At 60.3% G+C, this 16,935-nt stretch carries 19 protein-coding genes and 1 pseudogene; 6 read left to right on the forward strand and 14 right to left on the reverse strand.

Going from position 1 to position 16,935, the window contains the following annotated elements; all coding sequences use genetic code 11:
- The first annotated feature begins 27 nt into the window (after nucleotides 1-27).
- Nucleotides 28-924: an MBL fold metallo-hydrolase gene (locus tag GJ700_RS25045; RefSeq protein ID WP_154379075.1), complete on the forward strand. Its 897-nt coding sequence runs from the start codon at nucleotides 28-30 to the stop codon at nucleotides 922-924.
- A 13-nt stretch (nucleotides 925-937) separates the two neighbouring features.
- Nucleotides 938-3,295, forward strand: a complete 2,358-nt coding sequence (locus tag GJ700_RS25050) for a GspE/PulE family protein (RefSeq protein WP_154379077.1) — start codon at nucleotides 938-940, stop codon at nucleotides 3,293-3,295.
- An 18-nt stretch (nucleotides 3,296-3,313) separates the two neighbouring features.
- Here GJ700_RS25050 and GJ700_RS25055 read toward each other — a convergent pair whose 3' ends face one another.
- The 10 genes from GJ700_RS25055 to rpsF all read right to left on the reverse strand — a co-directional run bounded on the left by GJ700_RS25055 (nucleotide 3,314) and on the right by rpsF (nucleotide 10,129).
- A complete protein-coding gene (locus GJ700_RS25055) occupies nucleotides 3,314-3,835 on the reverse strand; it encodes a DUF2939 domain-containing protein (protein ID WP_154379079.1) in 522 nt (173 codons plus the stop codon).
- Nucleotides 3,832-4,299 (reverse strand): GNAT family N-acetyltransferase, encoded by a 468-nt coding sequence (locus GJ700_RS25060; protein ID WP_154379081.1) that lies wholly within the window; start codon nucleotides 4,297-4,299, stop codon nucleotides 3,832-3,834. The genes GJ700_RS25055 and GJ700_RS25060 overlap by 4 nt, the downstream gene beginning before the upstream one ends.
- Nucleotides 4,300-5,286, reverse strand: coding sequence for a bile acid:sodium symporter family protein (locus GJ700_RS25065; protein ID WP_154379083.1), 987 nt, complete (start codon nucleotides 5,284-5,286; stop codon nucleotides 4,300-4,302).
- A gap of 66 nt (nucleotides 5,287-5,352) precedes the next feature.
- Entirely contained in the window at nucleotides 5,353-6,363 is a 1,011-nt protein-coding gene (locus tag GJ700_RS25070; protein WP_154379085.1) for an inorganic phosphate transporter, read from the reverse strand.
- A 27-nt stretch (nucleotides 6,364-6,390) separates the two neighbouring features.
- Nucleotides 6,391-7,017, reverse strand: a complete 627-nt coding sequence (locus GJ700_RS25075) for a DUF47 domain-containing protein (RefSeq protein WP_154379087.1) — start codon at nucleotides 7,015-7,017, stop codon at nucleotides 6,391-6,393.
- Between the two features lie 98 nt (nucleotides 7,018-7,115).
- Nucleotides 7,116-8,504, reverse strand: a complete 1,389-nt coding sequence (locus GJ700_RS25080; protein WP_154379089.1) for a replicative DNA helicase — start codon at nucleotides 8,502-8,504, stop codon at nucleotides 7,116-7,118.
- Between the two features lie 146 nt (nucleotides 8,505-8,650).
- Nucleotides 8,651-9,103 carry a 50S ribosomal protein L9 gene (gene rplI, locus GJ700_RS25085; RefSeq protein WP_154379091.1) on the reverse strand — a complete coding sequence of 151 codons (453 nt, stop codon included), beginning with the start codon at nucleotides 9,101-9,103 and terminating at the stop codon, nucleotides 8,651-8,653.
- 31 nt (nucleotides 9,104-9,134) lie between these two features.
- A complete protein-coding gene (gene rpsR / locus GJ700_RS25090; protein WP_090176193.1) occupies nucleotides 9,135-9,425 on the reverse strand; it encodes a 30S ribosomal protein S18 in 291 nt (96 codons plus the stop codon).
- Nucleotide 9,426: 1 nt separating this feature from the next.
- On the reverse strand, nucleotides 9,427-9,732 hold the full coding sequence (gene priB / locus GJ700_RS25095) for a primosomal replication protein N (protein WP_154379093.1): 306 nt from the start codon (nucleotides 9,730-9,732) through the stop codon (nucleotides 9,427-9,429).
- A gap of 19 nt (nucleotides 9,733-9,751) precedes the next feature.
- A complete protein-coding gene (rpsF, locus tag GJ700_RS25100) occupies nucleotides 9,752-10,129 on the reverse strand; it encodes a 30S ribosomal protein S6 (protein WP_154379095.1) in 378 nt (125 codons plus the stop codon).
- Nucleotides 10,130-10,365: 236 nt separating this feature from the next.
- Between rpsF and lexA the strand changes: the two genes are divergently transcribed.
- The 4 genes and pseudogenes from lexA (at nucleotide 10,366) to GJ700_RS25120 (ending at nucleotide 12,349) form a co-directional block, all read left to right on the forward strand.
- Nucleotides 10,366-11,031, forward strand: coding sequence for a transcriptional repressor LexA (gene lexA, locus GJ700_RS25105; RefSeq protein ID WP_154379097.1), 666 nt, complete (start codon nucleotides 10,366-10,368; stop codon nucleotides 11,029-11,031).
- 18 nt (nucleotides 11,032-11,049) lie between these two features.
- On the forward strand, nucleotides 11,050-11,670 hold the full coding sequence (locus tag GJ700_RS25110; protein ID WP_154379099.1) for a glutathione S-transferase family protein: 621 nt from the start codon (nucleotides 11,050-11,052) through the stop codon (nucleotides 11,668-11,670).
- A 115-nt stretch (nucleotides 11,671-11,785) separates the two neighbouring features.
- Nucleotides 11,786-12,036: pseudogene (locus GJ700_RS35645) on the forward strand (type II toxin-antitoxin system RelE family toxin).
- Entirely contained in the window at nucleotides 12,020-12,349 is a 330-nt protein-coding gene (locus GJ700_RS25120) for a helix-turn-helix domain-containing protein (protein WP_154379101.1), read from the forward strand. The pseudogene GJ700_RS35645 and the gene GJ700_RS25120 overlap by 17 nt, the downstream one beginning before the upstream one ends.
- Before the next feature lie 6 nt (nucleotides 12,350-12,355).
- On the opposite strand, the gene GJ700_RS25125 is transcribed toward GJ700_RS25120, so the two are convergent.
- The 4 genes from GJ700_RS25125 to GJ700_RS25140 are packed head-to-tail and all read right to left on the reverse strand — an operon-like array spanning nucleotide 12,356 to nucleotide 16,909.
- On the reverse strand, nucleotides 12,356-13,600 hold the full coding sequence (locus GJ700_RS25125) for a cystathionine gamma-synthase family protein (RefSeq protein WP_154379103.1): 1,245 nt from the start codon (nucleotides 13,598-13,600) through the stop codon (nucleotides 12,356-12,358).
- 53 nt (nucleotides 13,601-13,653) lie between these two features.
- Nucleotides 13,654-15,177 carry an amidophosphoribosyltransferase gene (purF, locus tag GJ700_RS25130; RefSeq protein ID WP_154379105.1) on the reverse strand — a complete coding sequence of 508 codons (1,524 nt, stop codon included), beginning with the start codon at nucleotides 15,175-15,177 and terminating at the stop codon, nucleotides 13,654-13,656.
- A 40-nt stretch (nucleotides 15,178-15,217) separates the two neighbouring features.
- On the reverse strand, nucleotides 15,218-15,706 hold the full coding sequence (locus GJ700_RS25135) for a CvpA family protein (RefSeq protein WP_154379177.1): 489 nt from the start codon (nucleotides 15,704-15,706) through the stop codon (nucleotides 15,218-15,220).
- Between the two features lie 42 nt (nucleotides 15,707-15,748).
- Nucleotides 15,749-16,909 (reverse strand): SPOR domain-containing protein, encoded by a 1,161-nt coding sequence (locus GJ700_RS25140; RefSeq protein ID WP_154379107.1) that lies wholly within the window; start codon nucleotides 16,907-16,909, stop codon nucleotides 15,749-15,751.
- Between the last annotated feature and the right edge of the window lie 26 nt (nucleotides 16,910-16,935).

The following is a 16,935-nucleotide window of genomic DNA, read 5'->3' on the forward strand; positions in this document are numbered from 1 at the left end:
GAATAAGAATGGTTAGGGGCTTAGAGCATGAAATTCAAATTTTGGGGGGTTCGGGGTTCCATTCCCTCTCCCGGACCACGCACCGCGCGCTACGGTGGCAATACCACCTGCATCGAGGTGCGCAGCGATGACGATACGCTGATCGTGATCGATGGCGGTACCGGCATCTTCGCGCTGGCGCAGTCGCTGATCGCCCAAAAGAAAGTGCCGGTCCAGGCCAATATCTTCATTACCCACAGCCATTGGGACCATATTCATGGCCTGCCCTTCTTTACGCCCCTGTTCATCAAGGGCAGCCGCGTGCGCCTGCATGGCACCACCGATCCGGACACCGGCAACGGCATCGAACACGTGATGGGCGTGCAGCTGCAAAACAGTTATTTCCCCGTCAGCGAAACGCAGATGGACGCCACCATTGAATACCGCACGCTGGCCCTGGACGAAGCCATCATGGTGGGCGATGCACAGGTATCGAACGTGGTGATGAACCATCCCGTCATCGACCTGGGCTACCGCATCGATTGCAACGGCAAGTCCGTGTTTTTCACGGGCGACCACGAGCCGCACTACAACATTTACCCGGAAGATCATCCGGACCACGCGTCGTACCAGCAGCACATCGAAGAGCGGGTGCGCGCGATTGAAGACAAGGTGCGCGGCGTCACCGCATTGATAGTAGACTGCTCTTACACGCGCGAAGAATATCCGGCCAAGCAAGGCTGGGGTCATGGCACGTTCGATTCGGCGCTGGCGATGGCCATCAAGGCCGGGGCCAAGCGGCTGTATTGCACGCACCACGAACCCACCCGCAGCGACGACGAGCTGGAAGCCGTGTTCGCGGAAGTGATGGCGCGCCATGCGTCCATGATTCCGCCAGGCCTGGAAGTATTCCTGGCCTACGAAGGCCTGGAAGTGGAACTATAACCGACAAGGACACATGAACGACGCCGGCCATCTCAGTCAAAAACCCAGCGAGGTCGACCTGCGGTTGGCGTTCTTCAGGAAGCTCCATGCGGTAACCACCAAAATCCACGCCACCAACAACCTCGATGAGATCATGCTCGACCTGGGCATGGAATTTTGCGACCTGTTCAATTGCGACCGCTTCACGCTGTACGCAATGGATCACGAGAAAGATTACATCGTCTCCAAGGTCAAGACCGGGCTGACCACCTTCCGCGACCTGAAGCTGGCCGTCACGCCGCATTCGATCGCCGGCTACGTGGCGCTGACGCACAAGACCGTCAACATTACCGACGTGTACGACGAGGGGGAGTTGAAACGGCTGTCGCCGGACTTGCGTTTCCAGCAGGGGGTCGACCAGCGCACAGGCTACCGCACGCGGGAAATGCTGGTGGCGCCGCTGATTTCGGTGCAGTCGAAAGAATTGCTGGGTGTGGTGCAGTTCATCAACAACCGCGAAGGCGGCCCGTTCTCGCAAATCGCGCTCGACGGCGTCAAGGAATTGTGCGACACCTTGTCGGTGGCGCTCAGCCAGCGCATGAAGCCGCCGCAATATGTGCGCACCAAGTATGACGGCCTGGTGTCCGACGCCGTGATTTCCACGGCGGACCTGGAAATGGCCACGCGCACGGCGCGCAAGAATGACGTGCCGGTGGAAGAAATCCTGCTCAAGGAAATGCACGTGAAATTGCCCGTGCTGGGCCAGGCGCTGTCGCGCCATTTCAACGTGCCGTACGAACCCTATAAGTCCGACCGCATCAGGCCGGTCGAATTGCTGCGCAACCTGAAGCGGCAATACGTGGAAGAGTGCCTGTGGCTGCCGCTGGAGGAAAACAAGGATGGCTTGCTGGTGCTCGCCACCGATCCCGAGCAGGTGGCCAATACCCGCATCGTCAACCAGATTTTCCCCCGCTCGAAAATCGTCTACCGCGTCACCACCAACCTGGAATTCGAGCAGACGGTCGACCAGTTTTATGGCGCCGCCAGCGACAGCAGTTCCGTCGGCGAACTATTGTCCGGCATGGACGATCACGACGAAGATGGCGGCGAACCGGAACAGGTGTCGGAAGCGGTTGAGAACGAGCTGGTCAAGCTGGTCAACAAGATCATTGTCGATGCTTTCCGCCAGGGCGTGTCGGACATCCACATCGAACCGCTGCCCGGCAAGGGCAAGACCGGTATCCGCTTCCGCAAGGATGGCACACTGGTACCGTACATTGAAATCCCGCACGCCTACCGAAGCGCGCTGGTGGCGCGCATCAAGATCATGTGCGACCTCGATATTTCCGAGCGCCGCAAGCCGCAGGACGGCAAGATCAAGTTCAAGAAATACGGTCCGCTCGACATCGAGTTGCGGGTCGCGACGATCCCATCCACCGGCGGCGTGGAAGATATCGTCATGCGTATCCTGGCGGCGGGCGAACCCATTCCGCTCGATAAACTGGGCGTGCTGCCGTTTAACCTGGACCGTTTGCGCTCGGCCGTGGAAAAGCCCTATGGCCTGTTCTTTGTCTGCGGCCCGACCGGTTCCGGCAAGACCACGACACTGCACTCGGTGCTGAATTACCTGAACACGCCGGACACGAAAATCTGGACGGCGGAAGATCCGGTGGAAATCACGCAAAAGGGCTTGCGCCAGGTGCAGGTCAACCGCAAGGCGGGACTGGATTTCGCCACCGTGATGCGCGCGTTCCTGCGGGCCGACCCGGACATCATCATGGTGGGCGAAATGCGCGACAAGGAAACCGTCGGCATGGGCATCGAAGCGTCGCTGACGGGCCACCTGGTGTTTGCCACCCTGCACACCAACAGCGCGCCGGAATCCATCGTGCGCCTGCTGGACATGGGCATGGACCCGTTCAACTTTGCCGATGCGCTGCTGGGCATCCTGGCGCAGCGCCTGGCCAAGCGCCTGTGCGGCACCTGCAAGCAGGCCTACCAGCCGTCCGAGGTCGAACTGGAATTGCTGCTGACGGAGTTTTGCGAAGAATTGCAGAACACGGAAACGTTCAAGAAAGACGCCAAGGCCGGCCGCGCCGCCGTATTGGCGGGCTGGCGCGACCGCTATGCCGACAAGGATGGCAAATTCACGCTGTACCGCGCCGTGGGCTGCGACGAATGCAACCGCGGCTACAAGGGCCGCGTGGGCTTGCACGAATTGATGCTGGGCACCGACAAGGTGAAAAAGCTGTTGCAGGAACACGCCCGCGTGGCCCAGTTGCTGGCCGCCGCGCTGGAAGACGGCATGCTGACCCTGAAAATGGACGGGATCGAGAAGGTATTGCTGGGGATTACCGACATCAAGATGGTGCGGGCGGTCTGCATCAAGTAAGCCCGCATTCCGCAGTCATTACAGCGGCAGTCGCAGCGCCACCAGCTTCCACGTCGCCAGGCCGTCGCGCTGCATCACCATGGCGACCGGCTCGCCGTCGTCGCCCTGCTTGCGCACCGAGACCACGAAACGGTTCACCCCTTCGTAACCCATATGGGTTTCCGCCTTGGCGGCGGGTTTGCCGTCGTTGCTATTGCCGGTGCCGGTCAAGGTGGGCTTTTGCCCCTTCATCATTTGCCCGATCGCCTCCGGCGTGACGAACAGGTCGACCATCGGGTTGATCAGCATGGCGCCCAGCGCGGATCCCATGGCCGCCAGCGGGTTATCGCTGGGGCGCACGTCGCCCGTGAGTTTCGCGTTCAGCGTCCCCTTCAGGTTTTCCTTGACGGCGGGGAAATCGATATAGCCGGACAGGCGGCCGGCGTCGCGCGCTTCGGCGGCGCTGCGCATGCCGTTGACGGCGAGGTAAGGCGTGGCGTACAGCCAGGCACCCGCCGCCAGCACGACGGCGGGGACGGCAATTTTAAATAGACGGCTCATTCGTGGCGCACCAGTGGTTTTTCAAAGCAGGCCGACTCGTCGCGGCCCTTGTAACGGCCGAAATTCGGGATCAGGCGGTAGCCATGCCGTTCATAGAACGAGACCGCGCGCGTATTGACGATGCGGGTCGACAGGCGGATCACATGGTAACCCAGCGCATCGGCTTCCCGCTCCAGCGCGGCCAGCAGTGCGGCGCCGACACCGGCTCCCCCCTGCACCGCATACATGCGCTTGATTTCCGCCGCGCCGCCGTCGAGCGGACGCAATGCGCCGCAGCCGACCGCCCTGCCCTTGTCGTCGCGCGCCACCAGGAAGCACGAACGCGGCGCGCGCACGTCGTCCGGGCCGAACGACGACAAACCATCGTCACCGGTAATGGCCGCCAGCACGGCCGACAATTCCGCCATCAGGCGCACCGCGTCGGGTGAGCCCGGATCTTCCGGCGCTATGGTCAAATTTGGCATTTATTCTCCTTCGGGACGGCTGCCGAAACGCTGTGCCAGCACGGCGCACACCATCAGCTGGATCTGGTGGAACAGCATCAGCGGCAGGATCACCATGCCCAGCGACGACGTGGCAAACAGCACCTTGGCCATCGGCACGCCGGAGGCCAGGCTTTTCTTGGAACCGCAAAACACAATCGTAATTTCATCTTCGCGTGAAAAACCCAGGCGGCGGCTGACGTACCCCGTCAGCCACAGCACCACGGCCAGCAACACGCAGCAGACGGCGACCAATGCCAGCAGCGACGGCACGCCCAGCTTGCTCCAGATGCCTTCACTGACGGCTTCGGAAAACGCCGTATACACCACCAGCAAGATCGAGCCCTGGTCCACATATTTCAAGACCGGCTTATGGCGGTCGACCCATGCGCCGATCCAGCCCCGCAGCAACTGGCCCGCGATAAACGGCAACAACAGCTGGATCACGATGGCCAGCACGGCGTCGCTGGCCGAGCGGCCCGATGCGCCCTGCATGACAAAGGCGGACACCAGCAGCGGCGTGATGAAGATGCCGATGAAATTCGATGCGGACGCGCTGCAAATGGCGGCCGGCACATTGCCCCGTCCCATGGCGGTAAAGGCGATCGACGATTGCACGGTGGACGGCAGCATGCACAGGAACAACATGCCGAGGTACAGCTCCGGCGTCAGCACCGCCAGCGCGAGCGGCTTCATCAGCAAGCCCAGCAGCGGGAACAGCACGAAGGTAAAGCACAGGACCGTCAGGTGCAGGCGCCAGTGCGTCATGCCGGCAATGATGGCTTCGCGGGGCAGTTTGGCGCCGTGCAGGAAAAACAGCGCGCCGATGGCGACCGTCGTGACGTTGCCAAAAGCGACGGCGACCTGGCCCGTGCACGGCAACACCGTGGCGATGGCGACCACGGCCAGCAGGGCCAGCGTGAAATTATCCGGCTTGATCCGGTTCAGGAAGGAAGTGAAGGCAGACATCCAGCCATTGTAGCAGGCAAGAAAAAAGGGAGCCTCAGCTCCCTTTGCTTTACCGAAATAATCGGCTTACATGATGTGCTTGCCAACCCACCATGCGATCGCCGCCACGAAGGCCGACGCGGGAATGGTGAAGATCCATGCCCATACGATGTTGCCCGCGACACCCCAACGCACGGCCGACATCTTTTGCGAGGAACCCACGCCGACAATCGCGCCCGTGATGGTGTGCGTGGTGGAAACCGGCACGCCCCAGAACGAGGCCATCAGCAAGGTGATGGCGCCGCCGGTCTCGGCGCAGAAGCCGCCGACAGGCTTCAGCTTGGTGATCTTCTGGCCCATGGTTTTCACGATACGCCAGCCACCGAACAGCGTGCCGAACGAAATCGCGCCATAGCAGGCGATGATGACCCAGTCCGGCGGTGCTTTCGCGTCGGCAGCCACGTGGCCCGAAGCGATCAGCAGCATCCAGATGATGCCCATGGTTTTTTGCGCGTCATTGCCGCCGTGGCCCAGGCTGTAACTGGCCGCCGAGAACAATTGCAGGCGGCGGAACCAGGTATCGACCTTGCGCGGCGTGGAGCGTACGCAGACCCACGACACGATCAGCATGATCAGCGAGCCCAGCACGAAGCCCAGCAGCGGCGCCACCACGATGAAGGTAACGGTCTTGATCAGGCCGCCGGAGATCAGCGCGCCGGTGCCGGACTTGGCGACGGCGGCGCCCACCAGGCCGCCGATCAGCGCGTGCGACGACGACGATGGAATGCCGTAATACCACGTGATCAGGTTCCACACGATAGCGCCCACCAGTGCCCCGAAGATCACATAGTGGTCAACCACATGGGGGTCGATGGTGCCTTTGCCGATGGTGGTCGCGACTTTCAGCCCGACGACGAAAATGGCGACAAAGTTGAAGAAGGCTGCCATGGCCACGGCCGACTGCGGCTTCAATACGCCGGTCGACACCACGGTCGCGATCGCATTGGCCGCGTCGTGGAAGCCATTCATGAAGTCAAACACCAGCGCCAGGAAGATCAGGATCGATAGCGCGTAGATGCTTATTTCCAGAGTTTGCATGAAATATTCTTTTGGGTTGGGCGCGCGTTACGCGTTTTCGACGATGATGCCTTCGATGATGTTGGCCACGTCTTCGCAGCGGTCCGTCACCGTTTCCAGGATTTCGTAAATGGCTTTCATCTTGATCAGGTTGCGCACGTCCGGTTCGTCGCGGAACAGCTTGGACATGGCGGCGCGCATCACGTGGTCGGCGTCCGATTCCAGGCGGTCGATCTCTTCGCAAATGCCGACGATCTGGCGCGAGTTATCCATGTTGTGCAGCAGGGCCACGGCGTCCTTGACCTTTTCCGTGCAGGTCAGCGCCAGTTCGGCCAGGCGCTTGGCTTCCGGCGTGACCGAATGCAGGTCGTACAGCGACACGGTCTGGCCCGCGTCTTCCATCAAGTCCAGGATGTCATCCATCTTGGTGATCAGCTTGTGGATGTCATCGCGGTCGATGGGGGTGATGAACGTTTTGTGCAGCAGGTCGACGACGGTGTAGGTGATTTTGTCAGCCTGTTTTTCGATGCCCTCGATCGCATGTACGCGGTTTTCCAGGTCGTCGAAGTTGGTCATCAGGCCAACCATTTCCTTGGCGCCTTTGACGCACAGTTCAGCGTGCTGGTTGAACAGGTCAAAAAACTTGCCCTCGGTGGGCATCAAGCGTCCAAACATTTCATTCTCCATTCAGAAACATCAGTACTACAGACAGCCGCCATGTAAGCGGCCGGCGGGGTATTGCGGGGTGGGTTCAGGTAAATCAGTCGCCCGGATCAGTCGCCCTGATAGGTCGTCAAGCTGCCGCTGTAATTGCCGAACTTGGTGTACATGCCGCGCCACGTCAGGCGAATCGCGCCGATCGGGCCGTTACGCTGCTTACCGATAATGATTTCAGCGGTGCCCTTCTCCGGCGAATCCGGGTTATACACTTCATCGCGGTACAGGAAGATAATCACGTCCGCATCCTGCTCAATAGCGCCCGATTCACGCAAGTCCGACATCACGGGACGCTTGTTGGGGCGTTGTTCCAGCGAGCGGTTCAGCTGCGACAGCGCGATCAGCGGGCAGTGCAATTCTTTGGCCAGGCCCTTCAGCGAACGCGAGATCTCGGAAATCTCGGACGCCCGGTTATCGCCCGGCTTGGAACCCTGCATCAGCTGCAGGTAGTCGACGATGATCAGGCCCAGCTTGCCGCACTGGCGCGACAGACGGCGCGCGCGGGCGCGCATTTCAATCGGATTCAGCGCCGGCGTTTCGTCGATGAACACTTGCGCATCGTTCATCTTCTGGATCGCCAGCGTCAGGCGCGGCCAGTCTTCATCGATCAGTTTGCCGGTCCGCAGGCGGTGCTGGTCCAGCTCGCCGACGGAACCCAGCATACGCATCGCCAGCTGGGCGCCGCCCATCTCCATCGAGAAGATCGCCACCGGCAAGCCGGCATCGATCGCCACGTTTTCACCGATGTTGACGGAGAACGCGGTTTTACCCATCGATGGACGGCCGGCGACGATCACCAGGTCGCCCGGCTGCAGGCCGGACGTCATCTTGTCGAGGTCGGCAAAGCCGGTCGGCACGCCGGTGATTTCACTGGAATTGTCGCGGCTGTACAGCTCGTCGATACGCTCGACCACCTGCGTCAGCAGCGGTTGCACGGGCAACCAGCCGGCGGCGCCGCGGGCGCCCTGTTCGGCAATGGCGAAAATCTTCGATTCCGCCTCGTCCAGCATTTGCTTGACTTCCTTGCCTTGCGGATTGAACGCATCGCCGGAAATTTCGTCGGCCACGGTGACGAGCTTGCGCAGGATGCCGCGGTCGCGCACGATTTCCGCATAGCGACGGATGTTGGCGGCGGACGGCGTGTTTTGCGCCATCGCGTTCAGGTACGCGAGGCCGCCAATGTCATCCTGCTTGCCCAGCATCGTCATCGCTTCGAACACGGTGATGACGTCGGCAGGCTTGGACGCGTTAATCAGGCGCACCACCTGCTCGTAAATGATGCGGTGGTCGTAGCGGTAGAAATCATCCGCGCTCAGCAAATCCGCAATACGGTCGAACGCGGCATTGTCGCGCAGCAGGCCGCCGATAACGGACTGTTCTGCTTCGATCGAATGCGGCGGAATGCGTAGCGAATCTACCTGTGGATCGGATGCGGGGGAGTTCATGGTCGCGAATTATACCTGCTAATAGTCAGGCTTTTAACGTTAAAAAACCACAACTTACCGTGGTTGGTTGCAATAAAAAAGCCGGGACAAGCCCGGCTTTTCTATTTGTACAACAAGTCTTGCTTTAATATTCCCTTGTGGAAATATTAGGCAGCTTCGCCCACGACAGCCACGGTCACGTCGACCACAACGTCGGTGTGCAGAGCGACGGACACAGCGTGCTCGCCGGTGACTTTCAGCGGGCCGTTCGGCATGCGAACAGCTGCTTTTTCAACAGCGAAACCTGCTTTGGTCAGGGCTTCAGCGATGTCGAAGTTGGTCACGGAACCGAACAGACGGCCGTCAACGCCGGCTTTCTGCGATACGGTCACGGTCATGCCGTTCAGCTTGTCGCCTTGGGCTTGCGCGGCAGCCAGCTTGGCGGCAGCAGCTTTTTCCAGTTCGGCGCGCTTGGCTTCGAATTCAGCCACAGCAGCGGTGGTCGCACGGCGAGCCAGCTTTTGTGGGATCAGGAAGTTACGTGCGTAGCCGTCTTTGACTTTCACCACGTCGCCCAGGTTGCCGACGTTAACAACTTTTTCCAACAGAATGATTTGCATAGTGTTCTCCAGATTCGATCGACTGCCGCAATTAAGCGTTGTGCAGGTCGGTGTACGGCAGCAGGGCCAGGTAGCGAGCGCGCTTGATCGCGGTGTCGACTTGACGCTGGTAGTGTGCTTTGGTGCCGGTCAGGCGTGCAGGCATGATTTTGCCGTTTTCCTGAACGAAATCTTTCAGAGTGTCTACGTCTTTGTAGTCCACTTGCTCAACGCCAGCGGCGGTGAAGCGGCAGAACTTCTTACGCTTGAACAGCGGGTTTTGCTGTTTGCGCTTTTCTTTCAGCTTGAGCTTGTTTTTGTCGAACTTTTTACCGAATGCCATTTTAGGCTCCTGTATCTAATAAACGAAAATCAATGATGTGAAATACCAGGCTTTTGCTATTGCGGTTTTTCTTGGCCAGGAACCCTGTGAACTGGTACAGCCCTCCCAGCGGCGCCTGGTTGAACCGGCCTGAAATCTCGCCCGCTGCGACAGCGGGGATTTCAAACTCGGCCAGGCGCTGTATGCCGGCTTCCGTTTGCTGCGAACTGTGCTGCAACGTGGCATTCACAATCGGCAGTCCTGCGGGGGTGTAACGGACCAGATCCCTTTCGGTGATCAGGGCGGTGACAACGAGCTGGTTATCCAGTGCGGTTCCTGATCAATACTTAGGCAGCAGCGGCAGCTTGGGCTTCAGCGCGATGGCTCTTGGCCGCGTCTTCACGTTGTACCGATTTCATCATCGGCGAAGGAGCGGTTTCCGCTTTCTTCATTTTCACGGTCAGGTGACGCAGGACGGCATCATTGAATTTGAAGGCGGTTTCCAACTCGACCAGGGTCTCGTTGTCGCATTCGATGTTCAGGCAGATGTAGTGTGCTTTAGCCAGTTTCTGGATCGAGTAAGCCATTTGACGGCGGCCCCAATCTTCCACGCGGTGTACGTTACCGCCGCGCGAGGTCACGCTGGCTTTGTAACGTTCGATCATCGCAGGAACTTGCTCGCTTTGGTCCGGGTGGACGATAAATACGATTTCATAGTGACGCATGAAAACTCCCTTAAGGACTGAAATAATGCCCACCCCGGCGTCAAGACGGGTGTGGGAAGAGGTAAGCCCATGACTATAGCGCGTTTTTCGTGTGAGAGCAACCTTGCATCACGGCATGTCCCGCCCTCCCCTATGAAAATAATTTGTTCCGCACAGCGAAAAAGCCTTGCAATACCGGTCACACTGTACAAAAATACAGACTGTCTATATCCACAGCCTTTGAGGCGCTCCGCATCATGATCAAGCTCACCGCACGCCAGGAACAAATTCTCAATCTGATCAAGGATGCCATCGACAACACCGGCTTCCCTCCCACCCGCGCGGAAATCGCGGCGGAACTGGGTTTCAAGTCCGCCAACGCGGCGGAAGAACATTTGCAGGCGCTGGCGCGCAAAGGCGCGATTGAAATCGCCGCCGGCACGTCACGCGGCATCCGCCTCTTGGGCGCCCACGCGGAATCGGCGCGCCAGGCGGCCACCGCGGCAGCTTCCGCGGCGGCCGCCGCCGTCAACAACCTGATTTCGCTGCCACTGATTGGCCGCGTGGCAGCCGGCTCGCCCATCCTCGCGCAGGAAAACCTGGAAACCAGCTACAACGTGGACCCCGCCCTGTTTTCCGCCAAGCCGGATTTCCTGTTGAAAGTGCGCGGCGAATCCATGCGCGACATCGGCATCATGGACGGCGATTTGCTGGCCGTGAAAAAAGTCGACAGCGCCAAGAATGGCCAGGTCGTGGTGGCGCGCATCGGCAGCGAAGTGACGGTCAAGCGCTACCGCAAAACCGGGTCCACCATCGAGTTGTTGCCGGAAAACCCGGACTTCAAGATCATCACGGTCAATCCCGAGGCGGATGAATTCGCGCTGGAAGGGCTGGCGGTGGGCTTGCTGCGCACCTGGCACTAAGCGGCACCAAGCATCACCATGTTCCAGCTCTACGGCAATTGCGAATCCGGCCACAGCTACAAGGTCAAGCTGGCCATGGAAGTGGCCGGGATTGCGCATACGTACGAAGAGATCGACTTGAAGCTGGACCGCAAGGACCGGCCCGAACCGTTCCGCAGCCTGGCCAAATATGGCGAAGTGCCGTTACTCGTACATGACGGCCAGGCCTACGTGCAGTCGAACGCGATCCTGCTGCACCTGGCCGAACATCTGCAAGCGTTCGGCGGCGAATCGCGGCAACGGCTGGACCGCGTGCGCGAGTGGCTGTTCTGGGAAGCCAACCGCATCGGCTTTTCCATGGCGCATTTGCGCTACGGGCAAAAGTTCGATCCGGTGGCGTATGCCGGCACCGTGCTGCCATGGTTCCGCAAGCGTTTTGATGCGGACATCGCGCGGCTGGACGAGGAATTATCGGATGGCCGCCTGTTCCTGCTGGACGACCAGGTGACCATGGCGGACTTTTCCATTTGCGGCTACATGTTTTGGCCGGAGCAGGCCCATGTCGGTTATCCGCAGCGGGTGCAGGCGTGGCTGGACCGGATTGCCGCGTTGCCGGGGTGGCGGCATCCCTACCAGATGGAAGGGGCGCGCCCCTGGTAAGCAAGTGCGGCTACCTCAATTGCCGCGCATTGACCCGCTACAAGGCAGCGCGCCACAGCCTGGCGCACAATATTAGTTTGGGCGCACAAAACTAATATTTGACTTATACTTTGATATGAACAGAGTTACCTGGTCATCCAAAGCGATTAAGCAGCTGCGCAAGCTGAACAAGCGGGATCAGTACACGATCTATGACGCGGTAGGCGAACTGGCAACCATGCCGGATAGCCGCAACGTCAAGGCGCTGACTGACCACACTTACCAATATCGGCTGCGGGTGGGGAATTACCGGGTGTTCTTTGACTTTGGACGTTACACATCGTCCAGATCGAGGAAGTGAAGAAGCGCGATGAACGCACCTACTAATATCCAAATCTTGAACGGGCCGGACGGCAAGCCCGCCTTTGTCGTCATTCCCTACGATGACTATATGCGCGACCACTTACGCGACGGAGATCATACTCCGCATGAGGTGGTCGGCATGATGGTCAAAAACGACTGGACGCCCGTGCGCGCCTGGCGCGAATATCTTGGCCTGACCCAGCAGCAGTTAGCTGAGCGTTTAGGCATTTCCCAGTCGGCATTTGCCCAGCAGGAAGGCAGCGACAAATTACGCAAAGCCACCCGGGAAAAAATTGCAGGCGCTTTGAATATCGCGCCTGCATTATTGAACGTTTAAATTACATCAAAACGCCGCCAGCGCATCCCTGAAGTCCGCCAGCAAATCCGCCGTATCCTCGATCCCCACCGACACGCGGATCAGCGATTCCGCGATCCCCATCGAGGCGCGGCGTTCCGCCCCCATTTCGTAAAAGATCGTATGCGACACCGGAATGATCAAGGTGCGCGTATCGCCCAGGTTCGAGGCCGGCACGGCCAGCTTCAATTTATTCAGGAAATCGAAGCAATCGATGCCGTCTTTCAGCTCAAAGCTCAGCAGCGAACCGGCCGCGCGGAACAGTTCGGTCGTGATGCCGTGCTGCGGGTGCGAAGCCAGGCCCGGGTAATACACGGCCGCCACGCGGTCGTCCGCTTCCAGCAATTCCGCCAGCGCCTTGGCATTGGCGCAGGTGCGCTCCATGCGCAGCGCCAGGGTTTCCGCGCCCAGCGCGATGTGGTGCGCCGCTTCCGGGCCCAGCGAGGCGCCGAAGTCGCGCAAGCCTTTGGCGCGGATTTGCGTGATGCCCCACTGGGCAGGCGCCGCTTTTTTATAGTTCTCGTAAATATTCGGGAACCTGGTCCAGTCGTATTCGCCGGTATCGGTCAGCGCGCCGCCCAGCGCCGCGCCGTGGCCGCCGATGGATTTCGTCAGCGAATTGACCACCAGGCCCGCGCCCACGGCTTTCGGCACGAACAGCCATGGCGTGGTCATCGTGTTATCGACGATGTACAGGATGCCGCGCGCCTTGCACAGCTCGCCGATGCGCTTCAAGTCCGCCACTTGCGTGCGGGGATTGGCGATGGTTTCCACGAACACGATGCGGGTGTCCGCGGTCAGAGCGGCTTCGACGTTCTTCACGTCGGTCGCGTCGACAAAGTCCACCGCCACGCCCTGGCTGGCCACGGTTTGCCACAGCGAGTTGGTGTTACCGAACAGGAAAGACGACGACACCACGTGGTCGCCCGCGCGCAACAAGCCCTGGAAGATGGCGCCGATGGCGCCCATGCCGGTGGCGAAGCACAGCGTCGCGATGCCCTGCTCCATCTTGCTGACCTTGTCTTCCAGCGCCGACACGGTCGGGTTGCCCTGGCGGCCATAGCGGAAGCCCGGCTCCTTGCCCTGGAATACCGACGCCAGCTGGCGCGCATCGGCATAGCCGAACGTCACCGACGTGTGCACCGGCTTGTGCAGCGAACCGTGTTCGATGTTTTTCTGCCTGTCGTTGTGCAGGATGGTGGTGGTAAAGCCGTAAGATTTCTTTTCTGTCATGATCGTCAAGATAAAAAAGCCCGGAACGCATCCGGGCTTAGGTCAGGTCTGCATCACGCTTCCGTGGTTGCCGCGTTCAGGTTCAACTGGGTGCGGGCCGCGTCTTCCACCACCGCCTTTTTAGGGTTGTGGCGGGCATGTTCCAGCTTGTCCAGGTAATCCGGCGACACGTCGCCGGTGATATACACGCCGTCGAAGCACGACGCTTCGAAACTGGTCAGGTTCGGGTTGACGTCGGAAATCGATTTTTTCAGCGCATCGATATCCTGGTACACCAGGTAATCGGCCGTGATTTCCTTGCACACTTCTTCCACCGTGCGGCCATGGGCGATCAACTCATCGCGGGTCGGCATGTCGATGCCATACACGTTCGGATACAGCACCGGTGGCGCGGCGGAAGCAAAGATGACTTTCTTGGCGCCGGAGTCGCGCGCCATCTGCACGATTTCACGGGACGTGGTGCCGCGCACGATGGAGTCATCCACCAGCAGCACGTTCTTGCCCTTGAATTCATCGCCGATGGCGTTCAGTTTCTGGCGCACGGATTTGCGGCGCGCCGCCTGGCCCGGCATGATGAAGGTACGGCCGATGTAGCGGTTCTTGATGAAACCTTCGCGGTATTCCACGCCCAGGCGCAGCGCCAGCTGGATCGCGGCGGGACGGGACGAATCCGGGATCGGCATCACCACGTCGATTTCGCCTTCGGGGATTTCGCGCTTGATCTTGTCGGCCAGGTATTCGCCCATTTTCAGGCGGGTGGCGTAGACGGACGCGCCATCGATGACGGAATCGGGACGGGCCAGGTAGACGAATTCAAACACGCATGGCTGCAATTTCGGATCGTCCGCGCACTGCTGCGCATGCAATTGCTTGTCGGCGTCGATGAACAGGGCTTCGCCCGGCGCCACGTCGCGCACGAAGCGGAAACCCATGCCTTCCAGCGCCACGGATTCGGACGCGATCATGTATTCGGCGCCCTGCTCCGTTTCATTGATGCCCAGGCACAGCGGACGGATACCGTTCGGATCGCGGAATGCCAGCAAGCCCACGCCGGCGATCTGCGCCACGGCCGCATAGCCGCCGCGCACGCGGCGCATCAGCACTTGCACGGCCTTGAAGATGGCTTCCGGGTCCAGCAGCAGGCCGGTGGTGGCTTTCTGGATTTCGTGCGCCAGCACGTTCAGCAACACTTCCGAGTCGGAATCCGTGTTGATGTGGCGGCGGTCGTTCTTGAACATTTCCTCTTTCAACTGTTCCCAGTTGGTCAGGTTGCCGTTGTGGGCCAGCGTGATGCCGAACGGCGCGTTCACGTAGAACGGTTGCGCTTCTTCTTCGCTGGACGAACCGGCGGTCGGGTAGCGGCAGTGGCCGATACCGGAATTGCCGGCCAGCGAACGCATGTTACGGGTACGGAAGACGTCACGCACCAGGCCATTGGCCTTGTGCATGGAAAACATGCTGCTGTGGTTGGTTGCGATGCCTGCCGCATCCTGGCCGCGGTGCTGCAACAGCAGCAGTGCGTCATACAGCAATTGATTGACGGGTTGGTGGGAAACGACGCCGACGATGCCACACATGGTAGTGCTCCTGGACTTGGTACTGCGGATTTAACGAATTCTAAAATTGCACGTGCTGCGCAAGCGCTGCGGGCAGGAAGGGTTTCACGGTGCGCACTCCGGTCTCCGCGTACGGACTCAACAGTGCCTTCTTCCAGAAATCCTGTTGCGGGATCGACGTCATCCCGCACAATATGACGGCAGCCAGCACAATCACAAGGCCCCGCCCCAGGCCAAACAGGCTGCCCAGGCCGCGGTCGGCCATGGTCAGGCCGCCCGCCTTGATCAATGCATCGATCGCCATGCCAAACAATCCCGTCAGTAATCGCACGCCGATAAACAAGGCGATAAAGGCCAGGATCAGCCGCACCACGTCGCCCGGTATCATTTCCGGCAACAGTAGCGCCAGTTGCGCGCTGTACGCATTGGCCACGACAAACGCGACCAGCCACCCTGCCAGCGACACCATTTCGCGCACCAGTCCGCGCAAGGTGCTGATGATGACGGACGACAGCAATACAAACATCACCAGGTAATCGAAGATCGTCAACTCACCAAACATCGCCAACATGACCGTTCCGTGCCAGCCGCGTTACGACGTGGCGAGGCTGCTGCTCAAGCCAATCTTGCTGAGCTTGGCGCGGACTTTTTCCGCTTCATCCTTGCTGGAAAACGGGCCAACGCGGATACGCGTCAGCGCCCCGCCGCCAGCCGTGTTGACCTTTTGCGTAAACGACTTGATTCCCGCTTCTTTCAACTTGGCTTGCAATTCGTCGACTTTTTCCTGCGACGCCACGGCAGCCACCTGCACCATGTAGCGGGTGTCCGATGGCTTGTCTTCCAGGATCGCCATCGCGCGCGCGCTGTCGTCGAATTTCGGATGCTTGGTTTCATCCGCCTTGGCCTTTGCTTCCGCGTCGGCCTTGGCTTTCGCCAGTTTTTGTTCCTGTTCCAGCCTGGCCTTGGCTTCGCGCGCTTTCGCGTCGGCATCCGCCTTGGCCTTGGCGTCGGCTTTCGCATCGGCCAGTTTTTGCTCGTGCTCCGCCTTGGCTTTGGCGTCCGCGCGCTCTTTGGCTTCTTTCTGTTCCTGCGCCTTGTGTTCCTTGGCCAGCTTGGCTTCCAGCGCCAGTTTGTCGGCGGTGGCCTTGGCGGCGGCTTCCTTGAGCGGGTCTTTGGCCAGTGCTGCCGGCGGTTCGGCGTGCACCGGTTTCACCGCCGGCGCTGCCGCGGGCGTCGCCGCCAGTGCGGCGGCAGGCGCCGGCGTTGCCGTCGCGGCAGGCTTGGCGGCAACGGGCGCCGCGGCTACCGGTGCGGGCACGGCGGCAGGTTTCGCCGGCACGGGCGCATCGACGATTTCTTCATTCTTGTCGAGCGCGGCCACGTCGGAGACACCCTGGCCGGTCGCGGAATGGGGCACCGATGCCGGTTCGGCAGGCTTGTCTTTCGAGGGGATCTGGATCGCGATATCGGAGGCCAGCGGTTTCGGCTCGGAATCGAGCAGCATCGGCAAGCCGATGGCCACGCCCAGCGCCAGCGCAACGGCGCCGACCAGGCGGCGGCGGGCGCGCTTCTTTTCCGGTAATGCCGGATCGTCGCCGGAACGGGAACGGCGGGCTGCAGGACCGTCCGCGCTGGCAGCGCGTTTGGACCTGGCCCGCTCCAGCACGGCCTGGTCGTCGGCCTTGCTATAGTAGCCACTGTCCTGGCCAGCGGCGTCCTGCTTGTTTTTGGAGAATTTCGAGAACAAGCCCATGCGTCAATTCGATATCAGACAATCAA

Origin of the sequence: Pseudoduganella rivuli (genome assembly GCF_009674485.1) — a bacterium.
Lineage (GTDB): Bacteria > Pseudomonadota > Gammaproteobacteria > Burkholderiales > Burkholderiaceae_D > Rugamonas > Rugamonas rivuli_B.

Coding starts and splice junctions, on each gene's coding strand:
- GJ700_RS25045 (WP_154379075.1), top strand. CDS start 28: ATGAAATTCAAATTTTGGGGGGTTCGGGGTTCCATTCCCTCTCCCGGA.
- GJ700_RS25050 (WP_154379077.1), top strand. CDS start 938: ATGAACGACGCCGGCCATCTCAGTCAAAAACCCAGCGAGGTCGACCTG.
- GJ700_RS25055 (WP_154379079.1), bottom strand. CDS start 3,835: ATGAGCCGTCTATTTAAAATTGCCGTCCCCGCCGTCGTGCTGGCGGCG.
- GJ700_RS25060 (WP_154379081.1), bottom strand. CDS start 4,299: ATGCCAAATTTGACCATAGCGCCGGAAGATCCGGGCTCACCCGACGCG.
- GJ700_RS25065 (WP_154379083.1), bottom strand. CDS start 5,286: ATGTCTGCCTTCACTTCCTTCCTGAACCGGATCAAGCCGGATAATTTC.
- GJ700_RS25070 (WP_154379085.1), bottom strand. CDS start 6,363: ATGCAAACTCTGGAAATAAGCATCTACGCGCTATCGATCCTGATCTTC.
- GJ700_RS25075 (WP_154379087.1), bottom strand. CDS start 7,017: ATGTTTGGACGCTTGATGCCCACCGAGGGCAAGTTTTTTGACCTGTTC.
- GJ700_RS25080 (WP_154379089.1), bottom strand. CDS start 8,504: ATGAACTCCCCCGCATCCGATCCACAGGTAGATTCGCTACGCATTCCG.
- rplI (WP_154379091.1), bottom strand. CDS start 9,103: ATGCAAATCATTCTGTTGGAAAAAGTTGTTAACGTCGGCAACCTGGGC.
- rpsR (WP_090176193.1), bottom strand. CDS start 9,425: ATGGCATTCGGTAAAAAGTTCGACAAAAACAAGCTCAAGCTGAAAGAA.
- rpsF (WP_154379095.1), bottom strand. CDS start 10,129: ATGCGTCACTATGAAATCGTATTTATCGTCCACCCGGACCAAAGCGAG.
- lexA (WP_154379097.1), top strand. CDS start 10,366: ATGATCAAGCTCACCGCACGCCAGGAACAAATTCTCAATCTGATCAAG.
- GJ700_RS25110 (WP_154379099.1), top strand. CDS start 11,050: ATGTTCCAGCTCTACGGCAATTGCGAATCCGGCCACAGCTACAAGGTC.
- GJ700_RS25120 (WP_154379101.1), top strand. CDS start 12,020: ATGAACGCACCTACTAATATCCAAATCTTGAACGGGCCGGACGGCAAG.
- GJ700_RS25125 (WP_154379103.1), bottom strand. CDS start 13,600: ATGACAGAAAAGAAATCTTACGGCTTTACCACCACCATCCTGCACAAC.
- purF (WP_154379105.1), bottom strand. CDS start 15,177: ATGTGTGGCATCGTCGGCGTCGTTTCCCACCAACCCGTCAATCAATTG.
- GJ700_RS25140 (WP_154379107.1), bottom strand. CDS start 16,909: ATGGGCTTGTTCTCGAAATTCTCCAAAAACAAGCAGGACGCCGCTGGC.